Source organism: Shouchella hunanensis, assembly GCF_028735875.1.
Taxonomy (GTDB): Bacteria; Bacillota; Bacilli; order Bacillales; family Bacillaceae_D; genus Shouchella; species Shouchella hunanensis.
Genome location: NZ_CP117834.1, coordinates 260284 through 279451, shown reverse-complemented (window position 1 = coordinate 279451; position 19168 = coordinate 260284). Strand labels below are relative to the sequence as shown.

General features: G+C 39.6%; 23 protein-coding genes and 1 other annotated feature. Of the genes, 21 read left to right on the top strand and 2 right to left on the bottom strand.

From position 1 onward, the window contains the following. Window positions 1–31 precede the first annotated feature (31 nt). From ytaF to thrS, 11 genes are all read left to right on the top strand, one after another. Window positions 32–655 (top strand): sporulation membrane protein YtaF, encoded by a 624-nt coding sequence (ytaF, locus tag PQ477_RS01555; protein WP_144559345.1) that lies wholly within the window; start codon window positions 32–34, stop codon window positions 653–655. A gap of 15 nt (window positions 656–670) precedes the next feature. After that, window positions 671–1264, top strand: a complete 594-nt coding sequence (coaE, locus tag PQ477_RS01550; protein WP_035393970.1) for a dephospho-CoA kinase — start codon at window positions 671–673, stop codon at window positions 1262–1264. Window positions 1265–1524: 260 nt separating this feature from the next. After that, entirely contained in the window at window positions 1525–2556 is a 1032-nt protein-coding gene (locus PQ477_RS01545; RefSeq protein WP_035393971.1) for a glyceraldehyde-3-phosphate dehydrogenase, read from the top strand. Between the two features lie 207 nt (window positions 2557–2763). Next, window positions 2764–3156 carry an adenosylmethionine decarboxylase gene (gene speD, locus PQ477_RS01540; RefSeq protein WP_035393973.1) on the top strand — a complete coding sequence of 131 codons (393 nt, stop codon included), beginning with the start codon at window positions 2764–2766 and terminating at the stop codon, window positions 3154–3156. A gap of 142 nt (window positions 3157–3298) precedes the next feature. Beyond that, window positions 3299–3700 (top strand): hypothetical protein, encoded by a 402-nt coding sequence (locus PQ477_RS01535; RefSeq protein WP_052007691.1) that lies wholly within the window; start codon window positions 3299–3301, stop codon window positions 3698–3700. Window positions 3701–3775: 75 nt separating this feature from the next. After that, window positions 3776–4231: a transcriptional regulator NrdR gene (nrdR, locus tag PQ477_RS01530; protein ID WP_038481841.1), complete on the top strand. Its 456-nt coding sequence runs from the start codon at window positions 3776–3778 to the stop codon at window positions 4229–4231. A 54-nt stretch (window positions 4232–4285) separates the two neighbouring features. Next, complete coding sequence (locus tag PQ477_RS01525) at window positions 4286–5701, top strand: replication initiation and membrane attachment family protein (protein WP_210244242.1); 1416 nt, start codon at window positions 4286–4288, stop codon at window positions 5699–5701. Continuing rightward, the gene (dnaI, locus tag PQ477_RS01520) at window positions 5702–6628 is read left to right on the top strand and encodes a primosomal protein DnaI (RefSeq protein ID WP_274272867.1); all 927 of its coding nucleotides are present in this window, start codon (window positions 5702–5704) and stop codon (window positions 6626–6628) included. Between the two features lie 129 nt (window positions 6629–6757). Further along, window positions 6758–7870: a cyclic dehypoxanthinyl futalosine synthase gene (gene mqnC, locus PQ477_RS01515; protein ID WP_144559342.1), complete on the top strand. Its 1113-nt coding sequence runs from the start codon at window positions 6758–6760 to the stop codon at window positions 7868–7870. Between the two features lie 154 nt (window positions 7871–8024). After that, window positions 8025–8882 (top strand): sporulation protein YtxC, encoded by an 858-nt coding sequence (gene ytxC, locus PQ477_RS01510; RefSeq protein ID WP_035399041.1) that lies wholly within the window; start codon window positions 8025–8027, stop codon window positions 8880–8882. A 322-nt stretch (window positions 8883–9204) separates the two neighbouring features. Further along, complete coding sequence (thrS, locus tag PQ477_RS01505; RefSeq protein WP_144559341.1) at window positions 9205–11124, top strand: threonine--tRNA ligase; 1920 nt, start codon at window positions 9205–9207, stop codon at window positions 11122–11124. Between the two features lie 85 nt (window positions 11125–11209). Here thrS and PQ477_RS01500 read toward each other — a convergent pair whose 3' ends face one another. Together PQ477_RS01500 and PQ477_RS01495 are read right to left on the bottom strand one after the other, a co-directional pair. Further along, window positions 11210–11527, bottom strand: a complete 318-nt coding sequence (locus PQ477_RS01500; RefSeq protein WP_035397669.1) for a hypothetical protein — start codon at window positions 11525–11527, stop codon at window positions 11210–11212. Then, complete coding sequence (locus tag PQ477_RS01495) at window positions 11524–12060, bottom strand: GrpB family protein (RefSeq protein ID WP_035397671.1); 537 nt, start codon at window positions 12058–12060, stop codon at window positions 11524–11526. The genes PQ477_RS01500 and PQ477_RS01495 overlap by 4 nt, the downstream gene beginning before the upstream one ends. A gap of 119 nt (window positions 12061–12179) precedes the next feature. Here PQ477_RS01495 and PQ477_RS01490 point away from each other — a divergent pair, with 119 nt between their 5' ends. The 10 genes from PQ477_RS01490 (at window position 12180) to PQ477_RS01445 (ending at window position 19044) form a co-directional block, all read left to right on the top strand. Further along, window positions 12180–12563, top strand: a complete 384-nt coding sequence (locus tag PQ477_RS01490; protein ID WP_318251696.1) for an OsmC family protein — start codon at window positions 12180–12182, stop codon at window positions 12561–12563. Window positions 12564–12758: 195 nt separating this feature from the next. Continuing rightward, complete coding sequence (locus tag PQ477_RS01485) at window positions 12759–13481, top strand: YIP1 family protein (RefSeq protein ID WP_035397673.1); 723 nt, start codon at window positions 12759–12761, stop codon at window positions 13479–13481. A gap of 1 nt (window position 13482) precedes the next feature. Further along, window positions 13483–14841: an efflux RND transporter periplasmic adaptor subunit gene (locus PQ477_RS01480; protein WP_274272866.1), complete on the top strand. Its 1359-nt coding sequence runs from the start codon at window positions 13483–13485 to the stop codon at window positions 14839–14841. Further along, entirely contained in the window at window positions 14838–15509 is a 672-nt protein-coding gene (locus tag PQ477_RS01475; protein WP_035397679.1) for an ABC transporter ATP-binding protein, read from the top strand. Before PQ477_RS01480 ends, PQ477_RS01475 begins: the two co-directional genes overlap by 4 nt. A gap of 24 nt (window positions 15510–15533) precedes the next feature. Continuing rightward, entirely contained in the window at window positions 15534–16727 is a 1194-nt protein-coding gene (locus tag PQ477_RS01470) for an ABC transporter permease (RefSeq protein ID WP_035397681.1), read from the top strand. Window positions 16728–16787: 60 nt separating this feature from the next. Continuing rightward, window positions 16788–16912, top strand: a sequence feature (ribosomal protein L20 leader region). A 66-nt stretch (window positions 16913–16978) separates the two neighbouring features. Next, window positions 16979–17482 carry a translation initiation factor IF-3 gene (gene infC / locus PQ477_RS01465; RefSeq protein ID WP_035397683.1) on the top strand — a complete coding sequence of 168 codons (504 nt, stop codon included), beginning with the start codon at window positions 16979–16981 and terminating at the stop codon, window positions 17480–17482. Window positions 17483–17520: 38 nt separating this feature from the next. Next, window positions 17521–17724: a 50S ribosomal protein L35 gene (rpmI, locus tag PQ477_RS01460; RefSeq protein ID WP_035397685.1), complete on the top strand. Its 204-nt coding sequence runs from the start codon at window positions 17521–17523 to the stop codon at window positions 17722–17724. Window positions 17725–17756: 32 nt separating this feature from the next. Further along, on the top strand, window positions 17757–18116 hold the full coding sequence (rplT, locus tag PQ477_RS01455; protein WP_035397687.1) for a 50S ribosomal protein L20: 360 nt from the start codon (window positions 17757–17759) through the stop codon (window positions 18114–18116). A 56-nt stretch (window positions 18117–18172) separates the two neighbouring features. Continuing rightward, a complete protein-coding gene (locus tag PQ477_RS01450; RefSeq protein ID WP_035397689.1) occupies window positions 18173–18430 on the top strand; it encodes a DUF1294 domain-containing protein in 258 nt (85 codons plus the stop codon). Window positions 18431–18459: 29 nt separating this feature from the next. Beyond that, window positions 18460–19044 carry a TVP38/TMEM64 family protein gene (locus tag PQ477_RS01445; protein WP_035397691.1) on the top strand — a complete coding sequence of 195 codons (585 nt, stop codon included), beginning with the start codon at window positions 18460–18462 and terminating at the stop codon, window positions 19042–19044. Window positions 19045–19168 lie beyond the last annotated feature (124 nt).

The following is a 19168-nucleotide window of genomic DNA, read 5'->3' as shown; positions in this document are numbered from 1 at the left end:
GTTCAATGATGAATTAGTAAGGAGGGGTTTTTTGTTATCCTTAATCATTTTAGCCATGGCCTTGAGTCTTGACAGCTTTGGTGTTGGATTAACATACGGAATGCGAAAAATTAAAATTCCGTGGCTTTCGCTTGCCTTCATTGGATTGTGTTCTGGATTTTCCATTCTGATTGCCATGAGTGTCGGAGCTACGATTGCGCAAGTGATTTCCATTTCTGCAGCTGAAACAATTGGTGCACTGATTCTAATTGCCATTGGAGCATGGGCACTAGTTGAAACGTATCGTCCACAAAAGGAACCTGTTCAGCGCTTGCAAAAACAAGATGTCGATTTTACCATAAAAATGTTTGGATACGTCATTCATATCCTGCGAGATCCAGCGAAAGCAGACATGGATTCATCGGGAACGGTAACAGGACGGGAAGCTCTCTTACTTGGCTTAGCGCTTTCACTAGATGCATTTGGAGCAGGGATTGCGGCGGCCTTAATGGGCTTCTCACCAATTGGTTTGGCACTAATGGTTGCTTTTCTTAGCGCTCTATTTGTATCATTAGGGATGGTAGGGGGATATCGCCTCGCTCATGTGAAATGGGTAAAACGATTGTCTTTTCTTCCAGGCTTATTACTTATACTTATTGGGCTTTTGAAGCTGTAGTGGAGGGAAACCGTCTTGAAAATTGGTTTAACAGGTGGAATTGCAAGTGGAAAGTCTTTAGCTTCAACCTATCTTTACGAAAAAGGTCACCCTATTATTGATGCAGATAAAATTGCAAGACAGGTTGTTGAACCTGGTACACCAGCGCTTGAAGAAATTAGTAATACATTCGGTGTAAATGTGTTGCATGAGGATGGCCAGTTAAATCGAAAAGCGCTAGGATCCATTGTGTTTACAAGTGAAGAAAAACGACAGCAACTCAACAAAATTGTTCATCCAGCAGTAAGAAAACAAATGCTTAAAGAAGCAGAGGCTTTTGAACGAAAAGGGCATGCGCTTATCATCTTTGATATTCCACTTTTAGTAGAAAGTCACTTATTTCATTTAGTCGATCAAGTTTGGGTTGTTTATGTTGATGAACAAACGCAATTAGCTCGTTTAATGCAGCGAGATCAATCAACAAAAGAGGAAGCGTTACAGCGAATACGTGCACAAATTCCTTTAGAGCAAAAAGTACAGTATGCAGATCAAGTGATTAAAAATACGGGAACGAAGCAAGAAACATACAATCAGATTGATGCCATTTTACAAACAATCACAGCAACATAATTGTGAAAAACAAAAAGCTTTCATCATAAATGAAATGATGAAAGTTTTTTTTTCGTTATGATTCGCTCATGTATTGTGTTATCCCTTTTTACTCCTCATTTATCCTTTGGAAACAGTAAAAGAACCAAAAGTGATCCTTTAATCGGTTTTTTTTCGATTCAAGAAAAATAATAGCGCTATTTTGTTCATTTATGTTATACTATTTCATAGAATGATACTAAAAAATATAACACATTTCAGACCGAGAGGATGAAATCCTGATGAAAACGAACATAGCGATCAATGGTTTTGGAAGAATTGGAAGAATGGTATTCCGTAAAGCATTTTTGGAAGGTGATGTAACCATTAAAGCGATTAACGCCTCCTATCCAGCAGAGACGTTGGCGCATCTTATAAAATATGATACAGTTCATGGTCCTTTTATCGGTGAAGTATTTGCACAAGATGGAAAACTATTCGTAAATGGACAGGAAGTAATGTTACTTTCCGAGAGAGATCCTAAACAACTTCCTTGGAGAGAACTCAACGTTGATATTGTCATTGAAGCGACTGGTAAATTTAAAACAAGAGAAACAGCTGGTTACCACCTTGAAGCTGGGGCAAAGAAAGTCATCATTACAGCTCCTGCTAAAGGCGAAGATGTGACGATTGTGATGGGCGTAAACGAAAGCGATTACAAAGAAGAACATCAAATTTTATCAAACGCTTCTTGCACGACAAATTGCCTAGCTCCTGTAGTCAAAGTACTTGAAGAAACATATGGCATAGAGAGCGGTATGATGACAACGGTTCATTCCTATACGAATGACCAAAAAAATATTGATAACCCACATAAAGATTTGCGTCGTGCTCGTGCTTGTGGCCAGTCAATTATTCCGACTTCTACGGGTGCAGCGACAGCAATCTCAAAAGTATTACCCCAGTTAGAAGGAAAATTAACGGGTATGGCTTTACGTGTTCCGACACCAAACGTATCGCTTGTCGATCTTGTGGTGCAGTTGAAAACTGATGTCACTGTTGATGAAGTGAATCAAACCTTTGTACACGCAGCGAATCATTCGATGAAGGGGATCTTAGGTTTTACAAGTGAGCCTCTCGTCTCGATCGATTTTAATGGCGAAGAGCAGTCAGCAGTCATTGATGGGCAATCAACAACAGTGTTAAATCATCGTCAAGTAAAACTATTAGCTTGGTATGATAATGAATGGGGTTACTCTTGCCGAGTTGTTGACCTTATGAACTTTGTTGCTGAGCGAATGAAAAACAAGAAGGAAGAGTACTCTGCGTCCTAAGGTTGAATTACGCTGATTTCTTTAATTTTCAGTTGCAATAACGATTTAAAACAAGTATACTGAATCCCGTGAGTTCGTTTAACTACGGGATTCGTTTTTTCTTACAGCATGGGTTAGGACCTCTTTGGACTAACTTTCCCCCCTGTACGAATGCGATCCTACATGCAGATGCGTGCATGGCGAATAACGATTAAGGGGGATATCGATATGGATACAATGGGTCGTCATGTCATTTCCGAGCTTTGGGGTTGTGACACAGAGAAACTGAATAACATGGAATTTATTGAAAAAGTATTTGTGAATGCAGCGTTAAAAGCAGGAGCCGAAGTGAGAGAGGTTGCTTTTCATAAATTTGCACCACAAGGTGTAAGTGGAGTCGTGATTATTTCTGAATCACATCTAACCATTCACAGCTTTCCAGAGCATGGCTATGCTAGCATTGACGTGTATACATGTGGTCCAATTATTGATCCTAACGTAGCTGCATCCTTTATTGCAGAAGAGTTAGGCGCAAAAACGAGTGAAGTGGTTGAAATTCCTCGCGGTATGGGACCGATAAAAATGGATAAGAAAATGGAAATGAGCGAAACAGCTCGTTAATGAATAAAAAGTATCGCATACACAATGCGGTACTTTTTTTGCGTAGTTGTAGTTTAAAGAAAGTATGTGCATAAAACGCTTCTGTACCGCTTACAATCTTATGGTATGATAAGAAAAAAGGTGATAAGGGGAGTTGGATGCTTTGGGTGTTCGCGATACATTTAATCGAGTGTTTAGTACTAGAACAGAAACAGGGGAAGTGCATCCTAGTAAAGAGCTGCAAACACGTTACTATAAAACGTCAAAAGATAAAGCAATGAAAGCTGTAGAAGACGTATTAAAAAAACGTGGCTTCGTGATTAAGCGCAGTGAGGAAGAGCGTGGAGAGATTGTTGGACAGTCTACAAAAGGAAAAAAAGTGCTTATCGTTGTATCGGTTATAACGGTTAAGCCGTTCCGCACAGCAGTCGATTTCTCTTGCGCAACCGAAACAGCATTGCCAAGTGACTTCGGAAGCAGCCGTAAATTAACAGTTTCTCTATATAAGGAACTAGATGATACCCTTCCATACATAGGTTCAGCACTTGGGAGTGAATTATTATAATTGCTTGCCAGAACGTGTTTTTTTTACTATGATAGACTAAAATGAAGTGTATAGGTCACAAATGGAGATGATGAGATGCGCTGTCCCAAATGTCACCATAATGGTACACGGGTATTAGACTCTAGACCAAGCGATGAAAGTCGTTCAATTAAACGAAGACGCGAATGTGAACAGTGCATGCAGCGTTTCACAACCTTTGAAACGGTCGAAGAAACACCGTTACTGGTCATAAAGAAAGACGGAATGCGTGAAGAGTTCAGTAAAGAAAAAATGCTTAGAGGGCTTGTTCGTGCGTGCGAAAAACGTCCTGTTCCTATTGAGACCCTTGAAGACATCGTTCTAAACATTGAACGCCAATTGCGTGACGATGGGAAGAAAGAAGTCCAAAGTGAAGACGTAGGCGAACTCGTTATGGGGTATTTAGCAGAAGTCGATGACGTTGCCTATGTGCGATTTGCATCTGTTTATAGGCAGTTTAAAGATATTAATGTTTTTATTAAAGAACTAACGGATTTAATGAACAAAGGATAAAAGGAGCTAAAGCGAAGCTGCGCTTGAGCTCTTTTTTACGCTAGGAGGAGAATGATGTCTACACACTGGAAAGAAGTATTGCCAGTTGACTCATATAGGATTAGGCTAGCGGACTTTATTACCGAGATTGATACACATGTCCTCACATTGCTTTATCAACCGTTAATTGGCGCTAATGCTGTGGGGCTATACAAAAGCTTACTTGCTCAATTACCAAAAGACGTTTTCGAAGGGGATGTGCATACCCATCAGCATTTACGATTAATGGTTGGGTTAACGATGTCAGATTTGCTAGAAGCTCGAAAAAAGCTAGAAGCGATTGATTTAATGCGAACATATCAGCATAAATCACAGGATAAGCGATCGTTTATCTATGAGATTCAGCCGCCAATGAAACCAGTTCAGTTTTTCACTGATGACGTGCTTAGTGTCTTTTTATTTAATAAATTAGGCAAAAAAGGGTATCTTGCTATCAAGGAACGATTCAGTTTAAAGGAAATTGATCAAGATGCTTATGAAGAAGTGACGGTGTCGTTTTCTGATGTCTTTGCTTCGTTGCAGCATTCAGAAATGCAGTCTGCTTTAATGGATCGACAAGGCTCTACAACAGATGGTCGCCATAATATTCTCGGGAAAGACAAACAAGGGCTGTCGTTTCAGAACTTCGATAGTGAGCTAATGATACAATCCTTATCAAGTTATGTAGTGCCAAAAGATGTGCTAACGGATGAGTTACTAGAATTAGTGAAAAAATTAGCCTTTGTTTATCAAGTTGAACCATTAACAATGGCAAATTTAATTGAACGCGCCATTGTGAATGGAGAATTAGAGGGTAAGAATTTACGGAAAACGGTACAAACATGGTATAAGCTCGAAAGCAGTGCAGTAGCACCTGCTCTTGGACTAAAAACGCAACCAGAATCAAAACGGACGGTTCAAGAGGAGCCGAAGTCAGAGGAAGAGCGGGTTATTCGGTTTTATGAAGAAACAGCTCCTTTAACGTTACTTGAATTAAGACAAGAAGGGGCAGTTGTGTCACCTCCTGACATAAAAATTATTGAAGAGTTAATGGTGGATTATCTATTAAATCCTGGAGTCATTAATGTGTTGATTGATTATAATTTATTCCAGAATGATATGAAATTATCAAAACTATTTATGCAAAAAATTGCCGGCCATTGGAAGCGAAAAAAGATTGGAACGGTTCCGGAGGCTATCCAGCTCGTTAAAACAGATAAACAAAAGAAAAAAGAAGGACAAGCAAACCGTTCTGCTGGCAAACGGAATAAGCGACAGAGTGCGCTTCCTAAATGGCTAGTCCAAGAGAAGGATGAAGAAAAAAATCAGCAGCAATCATCTCAGCAACCTGCTGTGAAAACAAGCGAATCGAAAGGAAATACAGATACTCAAGAGCTTGCCCAATTGATGGCGGAACGGAACCGTCGTCGTGCGCAGAAGGGAGATCATTAAATGGATTCCATTCAAAAATCGTTTGCTGCCATTGATAAAGGCGGAAGACTTCAAAAACAAATCGCAGAACAAAAAAAACGAGTCGTGATGTCGAAACCAGTTCAATCATTTTTACGTGAAGCGAATGAAGTGACTGAAGACATGATCGATCGCGGTTTAAGCAAACTCTATGAATTTAAAAAGGAACGGGAGCATTGTGAAACCTGTCCAGGTTTGGAAAACTGTCCTAATATGATGCAAGGGTATCGTCCAAGTGTCTACGTGGAAAGAGGTAGTTTGGAGCTAACGTATTCTAAATGTCCACTTAAACTGGATGATGAAGAAAAAAAGCTTCAGCAAGGCTTGATCCAATCTTTTTATATTCCAAAAGATGTGTTAGAAGCAACTTTTGACCTTATAGAGCAGGATTCTGATCGAACAAAGGCAATAACGGAAGCGATTAAATTTGCTTCAACAGCACAGCCTGGAGAGGATGGTCACGGCTTATATTTACATGGGAAATTTGGTGTCGGTAAATCTTATTTATTAGGTGCAATCGCTAATGATTTGAAAGAAAGTCGTATTCAAAGCGCACTTATTTATACACCTGATTTCTTTCGCGAGATGAAGGCTGCTATTGGAGATGGTACCTTTCAAGAGAAATTAGAAGCGGTTCGTAAAGTACCGGTTCTTATGTTAGATGACATTGGAGCGGAAACAACAACAGCGTGGACGAGAGACGAAATCCTTGGTCCTATTATGCAGTATCGCATGTCAGAGCGATTGCCCACTGTTTTTACATCAAATTATGATTACGATGAGTTGGAAGTTCAGTTATCCTATTCGGATAAAGGTGGAACAGAAGAATTGAAAGCGAAACGGATCATGGAACGAATCAAGCACTTTACAACTCTTGTTGAAGTAAAAGGAAAAAATCGCCGAAGTTAGGAGGGGAGCGTCATCCCTTCCTTCTTTTTATATAGAGCATTGAAGCCGATTGAATTGGAAGTTTAAGAATAACTATGATACGATTATAGAGACTACTAGACTATTTATTTGTGCTTGGGGGTACAAGAGATGAGCGTAGATGCGATTCTAGAAAGAGCCGTTAACGGCGAACGTATTTCCATGGAAGATGCTGTGGAACTTTATAAATGTGATGACTTAGATAAATTAGGACGAGCGGCAGACGCAATAATGAAGCAATGGCACCCTGAGCCAGTGACAACATTTGTAATTGGACGTAATGTCAATTATACAAACTTTTGTGATACGTATTGTTCGTTTTGCGCCTTTTATCGTCCGCCAAATCATAAAGACGGCTACGTTCTTGATGATGAAGTAATCTTTCAAAAAATAAAAGAAACAGAAGACGTTGGTGGAACAGAAATCTTAATGCAGGGTGGAACCAATCCCAATTTAAAACTCGATTATTATACAGACCTCTTAAAAGGAATCAAAAAAAGGTTTCCTAACATTTGGATGCATTCGTTCTCGCCAGCTGAAATATGGAAGATAGCAGAAGTAATGGATATGTCTGTTGAAGATGTATTGCGTGAACTTCATGAAGCAGGACTTGATTCAATGCCAGGCGGTGGCGCAGAAATTCTTACAGAGGAAACAAGAATGCGTGTTAGCCGTTTGAAAGTAACTGCCGATCAATGGTTAGAAGCCATGAAGGCATCAAAAAAAGTCGGTATGTTTGGATCAGCAACAATGGTTATCGGTTTTGGCGAGTCATTCGAGGAGCGGGCGCTTCATTTACAACGCGTTCGTGATGCTCAAGACGAAACAGGTTGCTTTACTGCGTTTATTTCATGGTTATTGCAGCCTGAAAACACAGGTTTACGACGTTTAGAAAAATTAACGCCTGAAGACTATTTAAAGAATGTGGCAATTTCTCGTATTTTCCTTGATAACATTGCTAATTTCCAGTCTTCTTGGGTAACAATGGGCCCTGAAGTTGGAAAGAAATCATTGCATTTTGGCTGTAATGACTTTGGAAGTACGATGATGGAAGAAAATGTTGTGTCTGCTGCGAACACAACACATAAGGTCAATTCCAACTTAACCCTAAAACTGATTCGCGAAGCTGGTAAGATTCCAGCTCAGCGAAATACAAAGTATGACATCCTTCACCGTTTTGAAGGCGATGAGACTGTTGATAAAGATTTTGTCATGCAAAATTAACGAATGTAAATGCTCTTGAGTGCTTGGCGCTCAAGGGCATTTATTTTTTATAATAGCCTCTGCATTCGGAAGGCATGTTTCTTCTCTTTAATACATACGTTAAAAGTAAAGTGTGAAGAAAGAAGAGTATGCGGGATGTTAGGGGGACTTGAGTTTGCTTGCAATTTATTTTGAAGACAAAGGCAATTATGATAGACTAGCTAAAAAAATAGCTAAATCCATTAAACAATTTCATGAACTCGGCATAAATGCCACAATGGAACAAAGAGAAGGGAATGAACTACGGTTTCTCCTTACCGATGAGACAGATCAATCAGATGACCCTTACTATAGTTTTTTAGCAGCGCTTTTAACAGAAGATGTCATTGAAACAAAGGAACACCTTTTGCTAAACCAGTTTGCCTATAATGAGTACAATTTAGTAGAAGAAGAACAAAAACAAGTGATCTCCATTGCGCAAGCGATGTTAAACGAAGATCGAGAAGACGTTGTTAGTAAAAGGCTGGCAAGCAGTCGATGTACAGCGCTCTATACAGCTTTTTTATACCAATTGAAGGCACAGGATTCACTTTTTTATGAACCGTTTCTAACATTCAGAATGAAAGCATACACGGAAATTGTGATGGATTGTTTAGAATTAGCGGTGGACGAATATTGGCTAGAACAAGAACATCAAACAACTCTTGATGTCATTCGTCAGACTGTTGGACAGCAAAAAACGAAGCGGCGTGTTATTTATCTAGTGCACGATGAGACGTTCCGTTTTTATGATGATGCATTTCGAGAACTAACAAAGGATGAATGTCACTTCTATATGGCTGAAAGAACAGGCGACCATACGGTTGCAGGGAAAATGGAGTACCTCATTCTTGCCCTCATTGAAATGTCCCCAGAATACATCTACTTGTTCACAAAACAGCCGGACCATCATACCATTTTACTTATTCAATCCATTTACCAAGAGCGGTTAAAAGTGTATCCATTCGAACGGTATGCGACAACAAGCAAGTAAGAAGACGAAAATAGACTTGCATTCTGCCTATGCGTCTATGTATAATGTGAAGAAGTAAAGTAAAAAGTGATGAGAAGGACAAGATGTTTCAAATGATGGCTTACTAGAGAATGGAGTCTAGGCTGGAAGCTCCTAAGTACGATTGAATCATTACCACCTTTGAACTGCTTCGGTGAAAACAAGTAATCGAAGCCGGCCCGCAACCGTTATGTGTATGTAGAGTATTGTATTAGGGTGGAACCACGAAACCACACTCGTCCCTTTTTAGAGGAACGAGTGTTTTTTTATTTGAAAAAAAGCGAAGAAGAAAGGATGAATACACATGGAGTTTGTATTTCCAGATGGAGCTAAAAAAGAATTTCCAAGTGGTACATCTACAGAAGCGATCGCAGCTTCAATTAGCCCAGGACTTAAGAAAAAAGCGTTAGCAGGAAAGTTGAATGGCGATTTGATCGACTTGAAAACACCACTACCAAACGATGGCACGATTGAAATCGTTACAGCATCTTCAGAAGAAGCACTGGAGATCATGCGTCATAGTACCGCCCATCTACTAGCTCAAGCAGTGAAACGTTTGTTCCCTAACGTGCAGCTCGGAGTTGGACCAGTTATTGAGGGGGGCTTCTATTATGACATTGATGCCGATGAGTCTATAACAGCTGAGGACTTACCAAAAATTGAAAAAGAAATGAAGAAGATTGTTGGTGAGAATTTAGAAATCATTCGTGAAGTTGTTAGTCGAGAAGAAGCCATTGCTCGCTTTAAAGAAATAAATGATCCGTATAAGCTTGAATTAATTGAAGCCATTCCAGAGGATGAAAAGGTTACGATTTATAAGCAAGGTGAGTTTTTTGATTTATGTCGAGGAATCCATGTCCCTTCAACGAACAAAATAAAAGAATTTAAACTGTTGTCAACAGCAGGTGCTTATTGGCGTGGTGACTCTAAAAATAAGATGTTACAACGGATTTATGGAACGGCCTTCTTTTCGAAAGAAGACTTAAAAGCTCACTTACAAATGCTTGAAGAAGCAAAAGAGCGTGACCACCGTAAATTAGGAAAAGAGCTCGGTATTTTCGCGTTATCCCAAAAAGTAGGACAAGGGTTGCCGCTTTGGTTGCCTAAAGGTGCGACAATTCGTCGTATTATTGAACGATACATTGTTGATAAAGAAGAGCGTCTTGGTTACCAGCATGTGTATACACCGATTTTAGGTTCATCTGAACTATACAAAACATCAGGTCACTGGGAGCATTACAGCGATGATATGTTCCCGCCGATGGAAATGGATAACGAAACCCTCGTGCTCCGTCCAATGAACTGTCCACACCATATGATGGTTTATAAACAAGATATGAGAAGCTATCGTCAGCTTCCTTTACGCATTGCTGAACTTGGAATGCAGCATCGTTATGAAATGTCAGGAGCGGTTTCAGGATTACAGCGTGTAAGAGGAATGACTCTAAATGATGCACATATTTTCTGTCGCCCTGACCAGATTAAAGATGAATTTGTTCGTGTTGTTCGTCTTGTTCAAGAAGTTTACAAAGATTTTGGTTTAGAAAATTATTCATTCCGGTTATCTTATCGTGATCCTGAAGATAAAGAAAAGTATTTTGATGACGATGAGATGTGGACTAAAGCCCAATCCATGTTAAAAGAAGCAATGGATGCTCTCGGTGCTACTTATTATGAGGCGATTGGTGAAGCGGCTTTTTATGGTCCGAAACTAGATGTTCAAGTGAAAACCGCACTTGGGAAAGAAGAAACGTTATCAACTGTTCAGCTTGATTTCTTGCTCCCTGAGCGTTTTGATTTAACATATGTAGGCGAAGATGGGAAGCAGCATCGTCCTGTTGTCGTTCACCGTGGAGTTGTTTCCACAATGGAACGATTTGTTGCCTTCTTACTCGAAGAATACAAAGGGGCTTTACCAACATGGTTAGCACCTGTACAAGTTCAACTCATTCCGGTTTCAAATGAAGTGCACTTAAACTATACGAAACAAGTACAAGAAGCATTGCAAGCCGTTGGTGTTCGCGTAGAAATTGATGACCGAGACGAAAAGCTCGGCTACAAGATTCGTGAGTCACAAATGCAAAAAATTCCTTACATGCTTGTTCTAGGTGATAAAGAACTAGAAGCAGACACTGTTAATATTCGTAAATATGGTGAAAGTCAATCTGAATCACAAGCGTTACAAACGTTTGTCGACATGATTAAAGCGGAGGCACGTAAGTAAAAATGAAGGCTGGCATTGAGATTTCTTAATGCCAGCCTTTTTACAATCTCTTAAATGAATTTTAATGGTCTGGCATCAATTTCCACTAGCTAAATGAAATGGTTTCGATGACGATGATTTGTGCGTCTTCTAGTGCAAGTGTTTCATGAAGTTCACCTCGTTCCCACTCAACAAAGTGAAAAGGCTTGACTAATTCAAGACTGAATTCATTACGTACTTCTAACAAGCCACTTACACAGTATAGTCGTTGGGACGTTGCCGCTCTATGCATGCCAATTTTGTTGCCTTTTTGCAGAGCCATTAGTTGAATGTGAGTAGCTTCTTTTGTAAGTGCAAGGGGGAAGGATAGTACATTTGATTGGTAGTGGGTAATGTGTTTTCCGGTAAGTTCGACAACGTTCATCGGTGGTCACCAGCCTTTTTTAAGATCTTTTGAACAAATGCTTTTTTCCCATCTGTATATGCCTTTGGATCTGTGGGGAATTGTTTCGCTAATGACAGTTTAAGCTGTTCGTATAAAAGCGCGACATCCTGATTGTTTCTCAAATAATCGCGAAATAAGAGAAGGGTGCTACAAGTAGTTGAGTCTCTTTCAACAATGTGCAAAACAATCGATTTGTTTGTGTACGTTTGATCGGTGAATTTAGCTAAAACAAAGCGGTCGTCAAGCTGAACATTTTTTAAGCGGTGAAAGTGATCGTTTTGAAGTGTCTCAAATGGAAATTGATGAAAAAGTGATAGAGTGTCGATGCCAATACAAATGTCAAGTATAGGCTTTGCTTTTAAACCAGGGATGGCTGTAGAACCAATGTGTTCAATCGTAGGAGTAAACGCATAAAGAATCGTACTTAATCGTTGCTTCTCCTTTTGGAAACCTTCTTTCCACAGCTCATTGTGTAGGGAAAGGGAAACGCGGTTTTGTTCAAGACCAAACATAGCATCACTCCATATAAACAGTATAGGTACGATGATACGTCTATTTCTAAGGAATGAATAGACTGTTTTTTCTTTTAGAAGTAACGTATACTAGAAGTAGAGAATAGGAGTGATTTAGGTTGCTTAACTATAAAATGAAAGATATCGGGTACACAATTGATTTACCGTACGGAAAGCTCGATATAAGTGGTGATGAATCTGCTGGATTTAGGCCATTCCAACTACTTGTCTCGTCTATTGCCGTCTGTAGCGGAGGCGTGTTTCGAACCATTTTGGATAAGAAGCGCATTTCGTACAAATCAATTAATCTAGAAGCCGACGTTGTTCGAAATGAAGCGAATGTAAATGAAGTGACGGAAGTCCATCTAACCTTCATCATTGAAGGCGCTCAAGCGAATTTCGAGAAATTGGAAAAAGCGTTGCAGTTAGCGACGAAAAATTGTCCAATTGTGCAGTCGGTGAACAAGAGTATAAACATTACAGAAACCATTAAAATGATATAGATAAATGCAAACGCCGGCTCCTTATAAGGGGACGGCGTTTTTTAACGGATCAATTCTCATTATGTTTAATCGAATACTATTCCCTAAAAAGTGATCATTTAAACAAAAAAATTCTAAAGTTTTTCTAAAGTCGCCCCTTTTTTTATGAAATGCTTGTATAATTAAGGAAATAAAAAGAAAAAAGGGGATCGTGTAATGGAGCAACGAAGTGAGCTACACCATATGGAGGAAGCTAATTATTATAAAAAACCAAATATTTTTTCATTTATTATAAGCCCTATAAAGCAATTTGATCGCATTCGTTATGAACCTAAAGCGCTCGGACCAATGTTTTTTATTTTAGCTATCGTGCTTATTGGCTTACTTATTCCTGTTTTAGCAGGACAAGGTGGTCTTGTTCCATCTCAAACGGGTGAATTTTATGGTGAGGATATGTACATGGACGACTATTACTATGAGCCCGATCCACTCTCAAGTATAAATATAGATTCATTTGTGACGAACGCGATCGTATGGCTTGCTGTTTTAGGAGTATTTGCTGCTGTTCCACCTCTTCTTTCGCTGCTTCTGTTTGCGTTTGCGAAAATGCACAATCGGGATACTACGTATGGGACTCTCTATTCCATGACGGTGTTTGCTACACTCGTCGTAGGTATAGGCTTTTTGTATGTCATGATTATGAACACGATCGCCGGAACATATGGCTATATGTACACAGCACCAACGGTGTTTGTCAATCAAGAGCATATTCTCTATCCCTTTTTAGCAAGTTTAGAAATATCGACGTTGCTCTTTATCATTTTAATTGTGATCGGTTTAATTCGAACTGCAGCATTTGAACGATTTGTTGCGATTGCAGTTGGTATAGGTATGTATGCAGTAGTATTTATTTTTCAAGTAGTAGGGGGAATGATGTAACATGAAATCTTGGAAAAAGGGGATCATTGCTAGTTTAGTTGTTGCATCTGTTGGTACATTTACGGTTTATGGTATGACAAAGGGAAAAGATTTGGCTGTAAGTAGTTATGAGGAAACGTTTGATTTAATTTCGCCTATGTATGAGGATTTGAGTACGGTCGTGATGGTGCCAGGATCACTTGAGCTAGTGAATCGACAAGTCGTGCAACCTTCTACTGAACAAGGTTCCTATCAAGTGCTTGTCGAGGTGGGTGATGAAGTAGAAGAAGGTACGCCAATCTTACAATACAGCACCACAGAAATTGATTTTGAAATTCAAGATCTTGAGTTACAGATTGAACAAGGACAAACGACGATCCGTAATTTAACTGCTTCAGAGGCGGAGATAACAAAACGGAAAAACGGACCTGACGTTAAACCGACCTATCTTGAAGATGAAGAAACAGGGGATCGGACGGAAATAGAACCTCTTGTAACGGTTGCTGAATTAGATGCTGAACTGGCAGAATTGGCAGATCAAAAAAAAGCGGAAAACTATGCCATTTCACGTCTGCAAAATCAATTAGAAACAGCGAAAAAGCAAAAAGGAGAGCTGACGTTAACGAGTACAATTAACGGAAGAGTGCTGAGCATCAACGATCAAGGTGGAAATACAGACGATTTAGGAAACTCGTTGCCTTTAATGGAAATCGCCGATACGACTCAATTTACAATTACAGGAAATGTGTCAGAGCGACAATCGTTGGATGTGGAGCTCGGTCATGTTGCGTCTATTTATTCCGATACAATTGAAGACGGATTTTGGTCTGGTGAAGTGATTGATGTATCCTATTTTCCAACAGAGGGTGATGATTGGTATGGAGATTCGTCTGGTTCGCAATACCCTGTAACGATTAAAATAACCGAGGGAGAAACGGAAAATTTACGTCCTGGTTATCAAGTGATGGCGGAAATTGTGACGAGTGAAGAGATGGGCCTGACGCTGGATATGGAGTTGGTTCAATATGATGAGGTGGGGAGCTTTGTCTTTGTTTATGAAGACGGCGTTGCCGTTCGTCGTGAAATAGAAATTGATTACGCGAATGATTACTCAGTGAAAATCATAGAGGGCCTAACAGAAGAAGATCTTGTGATTGCAGACTATATGCAAATGGTTACAGAAGGAATGACGATTACGGTAAGTGAATTCAATGAAGAAGAATTTTATGAAGAAGGATTTATTGAAGGCGAATTTGAAGAGGGCGAATTTGAAGAGGGCGAATTTGAAGAGGGCGAATTTGAAGAAGGTGATTTCGATGAAATGGATCAAGAAGATGAGACTGGAGAATTAGAGGAGCAAGAAGGAGATGATGAGTTGTGATTACGTTAAATCAAGTGACGAAATCATTTCGCTTAGGTCCTTCTTGGTCGCAAGTGCTCTCTCCAATTGATTTACAGATTGAGAAAGGGAGTTTTATGTCGATTATGGGTCCTTCCGGTTCTGGTAAATCAACGCTTATGAACATTTTAGGCTGTCTCGATAAACCAACTACAGGTCAGTATATACTCGATGGTGAAAAAATTGATCGACAGACACCGCGACAGCTTGCGCAAATTCGTAATAAAAAAATTGGCTTTGTGTTTCAACAGTTCCACTTACTCCCACGGCAATCTGCTTGGAAAAATGTTGAGCTACCATTAATTTATAGTGGAATGAAGAAAAAAGAACGTAAGGAAAGAGCGTTTGCTGCCCTTGCTAAAGTGGGCTTAGCGGACCGTGTTCACTACAAGCCCACCTCTCTTTCAGGTGGACAAAAACAGCGTGTCGCTATTGCCCGGGCAATAGTAAATTCACCATCCTTAATTCTTGCTGACGAGCCTACAGGAGCACTTGATACGAAAACAAGTGAAGCCATTATTCGCTTATTACGAGAGCTCAATCAAGCAGGTACGACGGTTGTTATTATTACCCACGAAAACGAGGTAGCTGCTCAGACGGATCGAGTTGTATACGTACGTGACGGTAAAATTAACGATGCCGCATCGTAACGTATTGGGGAGAGGACTGAAAACGTGAACATTATCGAGAATATAAAAATGGCCTTTAGTTCTATTGCTGCCCAAAAGATGCGCGCTATATTAACGACACTAGGAATCATTATTGGTGTTGCTGCTGTTATCATTGTTGTTGCTATTGGGCAAGGAGCAGAACAAAAGCTAAAAGAGCAAATGATTGGTGTCGAAAACATTCGCACCGTCTATTTTGAACCTTCAGAGGAAGATCAAGCACAGAACCCAAATATATGGTTTGGACAGCAATATACCGAACAAGACTTAGAAGATATTCAAGCATTACCAGATGTGCAGTCAGTTGTTGCTACAGCCTCTGACTACCGGACGTTAAGCGTTGGAGAAATGGAGAGCGAAGCCGATATTATTGGCACAAATATGCATTACTTTGATCTTTACCAATATGAAGCGATGGATGGTGAGTTGTTAACGCCCATTGATTTTTTAGCAGGTACGAGAAAAGTAGTCATTAGTTCATCATTAGCAGAAATGTTGTTTCCATATGAATCTCCTGTTGGCCAAACGATGAAAATTGGCGCTTACCCAATGGAAATTATTGGAGTGCTAGCTCCATCGGAAAGCATTCTTAGTTATGAATATGAACAAGTCATTATGCCATATGAAACGTGGAAACAAATTTTCTTCAGAGAAGGATACTCAGGTTTGAGTATTTCCGCAGCGTCTGTTGAACAAGCGGAATGGGCCGTTGCCGATGTCATGTATACGTTGAATACGAACCACGATACGATTGATGCGTATCAAAGCCATGATGTCAGCCAATATTTAGAAGCGGATGCTGGAATAACACAAATTTTAACGGTTATTATTGGTGGGATTGCAGGCATTTCTTTACTTGTTGGTGGGATTGGCGTTATGAATATAATGCTTGTCTCCGTTACAGAACGAACAAGGGAAATTGGTATTCGTAAATCAATGGGGGCGACAACAGGACAAATTATGCTACAATTTCTCGTTGAATCGGTCGTACTCACATTCTTAGGTGGACTAATGGGAATTTTGATTGGAAGCCTACTCGTCGTGTTAATTGGAAATGGGTTTGATTTAGACGTTGCACTTTCCATTCCTGTAATTACAATTGCTACAACGTTCTCTATTGTTGTTGGGGTCATTTTTGGTTTACTACCGGCTAATAAAGCTGCTAAATTGGATCCCGTTGATGCGTTGCGGTACGAATAAAGAGAACATACGTTGACAAGGGTAAAAAATAATGGTATATTAGCACTTGTGTTAGTCAAATAAAGCAAGAAGAAGCACCCGCTTCTCACCTGTTGACAATGGTTGTCAGGTTAGAAATCGTCAGTTTTTTATTTAATAAGCTGATTAAATGTGGGTGCCGTGTGTACCTGCATTTTTTTGCGTATCGACGTTTTATATTGCTTTAGCTGCATCACAAAAACCACTGGAGGTGGCTCATTATTAGCAAGGACATGTTGGTCAATGAAGGGATTCGAGCTCGAGAAGTACGTTTAATTGGCGCTAATGGCGATCAAATTGGCGTGAAATCAAAGCATGAAGCACTGGAAATGGCACAAAGAGTAAATCTTGACCTTGTCTGCGTGGCACCAAATGCGAAACCGCCTGTCTGCCGTATCATGGATTATGGAAAATATCGCTATGAGCAGCAGAAAAAAGATAAGGAAACACGTAAAAAGCAGAAAGTAATTACTGTTAAAGAAGTTCGTCTTAGTCCAACGATTGAAGACAACGATTTTAATACGAAATTACGAAATGCACGTAAATTCCTTGAAAAAGGCGATAAGGTAAAAGCTTCTATTCGTTTTCGCGGTCGTGCGATTACACACTCTCAAATCGGGCGTGATGTACTAGAGCGTCTTGCAAAAGAATGTGAAGATATTGCCACTATTGAATCTCGTCCAAAGATGGAAGGACGTAGCATGTTTCTCATTATGGCTCCAAAAGCGGAGAAATAATTTTAGTTTTTAGGATTAGTTAAAAGGAGGACGTTATTATGCCTAAGATGAAAACTCACCGTGGCGCTGCAAAGCGTTTCAAGAAAACTGGGACTGGCAAGCTAAAGCGTTCACACGCGTATACTAGCCACATGTTCCGTAACAAATCTCAGAAACAAAAGCGTAAATTACGTAAGTCTGCAATTGTTCATTCTGGAGACTTCAAACGTATTCGTCAAATGCTAACATACAAGAAAAAATAAACTGTTCGTTCAGATAGAAGGAGGGATTTGCGATGCCAAGAGTAAAAGGTGGATATGTCGCTCGTCGTCGTCGTAAAAAGGTTTTAAAACTAGCTAAAGGGTATTACGGTTCCAAACATACGTTATTCAAGTCCGCTCAAGGACAAGTAATGAAATCACTTCAGTATGCTTACCGTGACCGTCGTCAGAAAAAGCGTGATTTCCGTAAGCTTTGGATTACACGTATTAATGCAGCAGCGCGTATTAACGGTCTTTCTTACAGCCGTCTAATGCACGGATTAAAGCTTGCTGAAATTAATGTAAACCGTAAAATGCTTGCAGAACTTGCTGTAAATGACGAAAAAGCATTTGCTCAATTAGCTGACCAAGCGAAAGCTAGCTTAAATAACTAATATAAAGTACAGCCACCTGGCTGTACTTTTTTAAAGTATATAGGAGAAATAAATCAATGCTTGTTTATCTTAGTTTGCTTTCGGTTTTTACTTTTATTGTAATGGGTATGGATAAGCACAATGCCCGCCATCAAAAAAGTAGAATACCAGAAAAGAGTCTATTTTTATTAGCTATAGTTGGTGGTAGTGTTGGCTTACTAGCAGGTATGTATAGTTTTCGCCATAAGACAAGAAAGCCTTCATTTAAATATGGAATACCGGCACTTGTTGTTCTGCAATTAGCTGTAGGGTTGTTCATTTACACATCGTTGTAGCATACACATGGTAAAGAGGAGGCATGACGATGGACGGCTTACTAACAGACGCACTCGCCTATATTGAAGCTGCTGGCTGGTTGGCACCGGTATTATTTATAATTCTTCATATTTTACGTCCTGTGCTATTTCTACCTGTATTGCTTGTGACGCTAGCAGGTGGTTATGTATTTGGACTCTTTTACGGAATGATTTTTTCATATGTTGGCTTAATGGGAGTAAGTCTAACGTTTTATTGGCTCATTGAGCGATTTCCAAAAGTATATGACAAGCTAAAAATGGTGAAAGAAAAGCTTCTCGGATCAAAAACGAGTTTAACAATATGGCAGCTACTTTTATTGCGTATTATGCCGTTTGTTCACTTCCATGCGCTTTCGTTTTATGTAATGGAAGAGTCTAAGCATTATCGTGATTATGTGAAACAATCAGCGGTAATGAATATGTCACCAGCTATTGTTTACACAGCTTTCGGCGGCTTAATCCATGAGTTACCCTTGCCAGGATTAGTCGTGTTTTGTTTATTCCTAGTTTTATTTATGTTTATTATTCGTCCTAAAAAGCCTACTGACACCTATCAGCCAAACGACATTGACGCCCCTTTACCTCAAAAGTAAGGGGGATTTTCTTTTTGGTATGAGGTAGACGAACACAATCGCAAATGATGGTATTTTTTGAAAATTAATAATTGACTTATTGATAGCGTTTTCATAAACTAAATATATTCTGATATGTTTAAGG

Excerpts from the sequence above, each read along its gene's own strand:
- PQ477_RS01500 (WP_035397669.1), bottom strand. The coding sequence starts at position 11,527 with ATGAACGTTGTCGAACTTACCGGAAAACACATTACCCACTACCAATCA.
- PQ477_RS01525 (WP_210244242.1), top strand. The coding sequence starts at position 4,286 with ATGTCTACACACTGGAAAGAAGTATTGCCAGTTGACTCATATAGGATT.
- dnaI (WP_274272867.1), top strand. The coding sequence starts at position 5,702 with ATGGATTCCATTCAAAAATCGTTTGCTGCCATTGATAAAGGCGGAAGA.
- rpmI (WP_035397685.1), top strand. The coding sequence starts at position 17,521 with ATGCCTAAGATGAAAACTCACCGTGGCGCTGCAAAGCGTTTCAAGAAA.
- PQ477_RS01545 (WP_035393971.1), top strand. The coding sequence starts at position 1,525 with ATGAAAACGAACATAGCGATCAATGGTTTTGGAAGAATTGGAAGAATG.
- PQ477_RS01450 (WP_035397689.1), top strand. The coding sequence starts at position 18,173 with ATGCTTGTTTATCTTAGTTTGCTTTCGGTTTTTACTTTTATTGTAATG.
- PQ477_RS01480 (WP_274272866.1), top strand. The coding sequence starts at position 13,483 with ATGAAATCTTGGAAAAAGGGGATCATTGCTAGTTTAGTTGTTGCATCT.
- PQ477_RS01485 (WP_035397673.1), top strand. The coding sequence starts at position 12,759 with ATGGAGCAACGAAGTGAGCTACACCATATGGAGGAAGCTAATTATTAT.
- rplT (WP_035397687.1), top strand. The coding sequence starts at position 17,757 with ATGCCAAGAGTAAAAGGTGGATATGTCGCTCGTCGTCGTCGTAAAAAG.
- thrS (WP_144559341.1), top strand. The coding sequence starts at position 9,205 with ATGGAGTTTGTATTTCCAGATGGAGCTAAAAAAGAATTTCCAAGTGGT.
- nrdR (WP_038481841.1), top strand. The coding sequence starts at position 3,776 with ATGCGCTGTCCCAAATGTCACCATAATGGTACACGGGTATTAGACTCT.
- infC (WP_035397683.1), top strand. The coding sequence starts at position 16,979 with ATGTTGGTCAATGAAGGGATTCGAGCTCGAGAAGTACGTTTAATTGGC.
- PQ477_RS01445 (WP_035397691.1), top strand. The coding sequence starts at position 18,460 with ATGGACGGCTTACTAACAGACGCACTCGCCTATATTGAAGCTGCTGGC.
- mqnC (WP_144559342.1), top strand. The coding sequence starts at position 6,758 with ATGAGCGTAGATGCGATTCTAGAAAGAGCCGTTAACGGCGAACGTATT.
- speD (WP_035393973.1), top strand. The coding sequence starts at position 2,764 with ATGGATACAATGGGTCGTCATGTCATTTCCGAGCTTTGGGGTTGTGAC.
- PQ477_RS01495 (WP_035397671.1), bottom strand. The coding sequence starts at position 12,060 with ATGTTTGGTCTTGAACAAAACCGCGTTTCCCTTTCCCTACACAATGAG.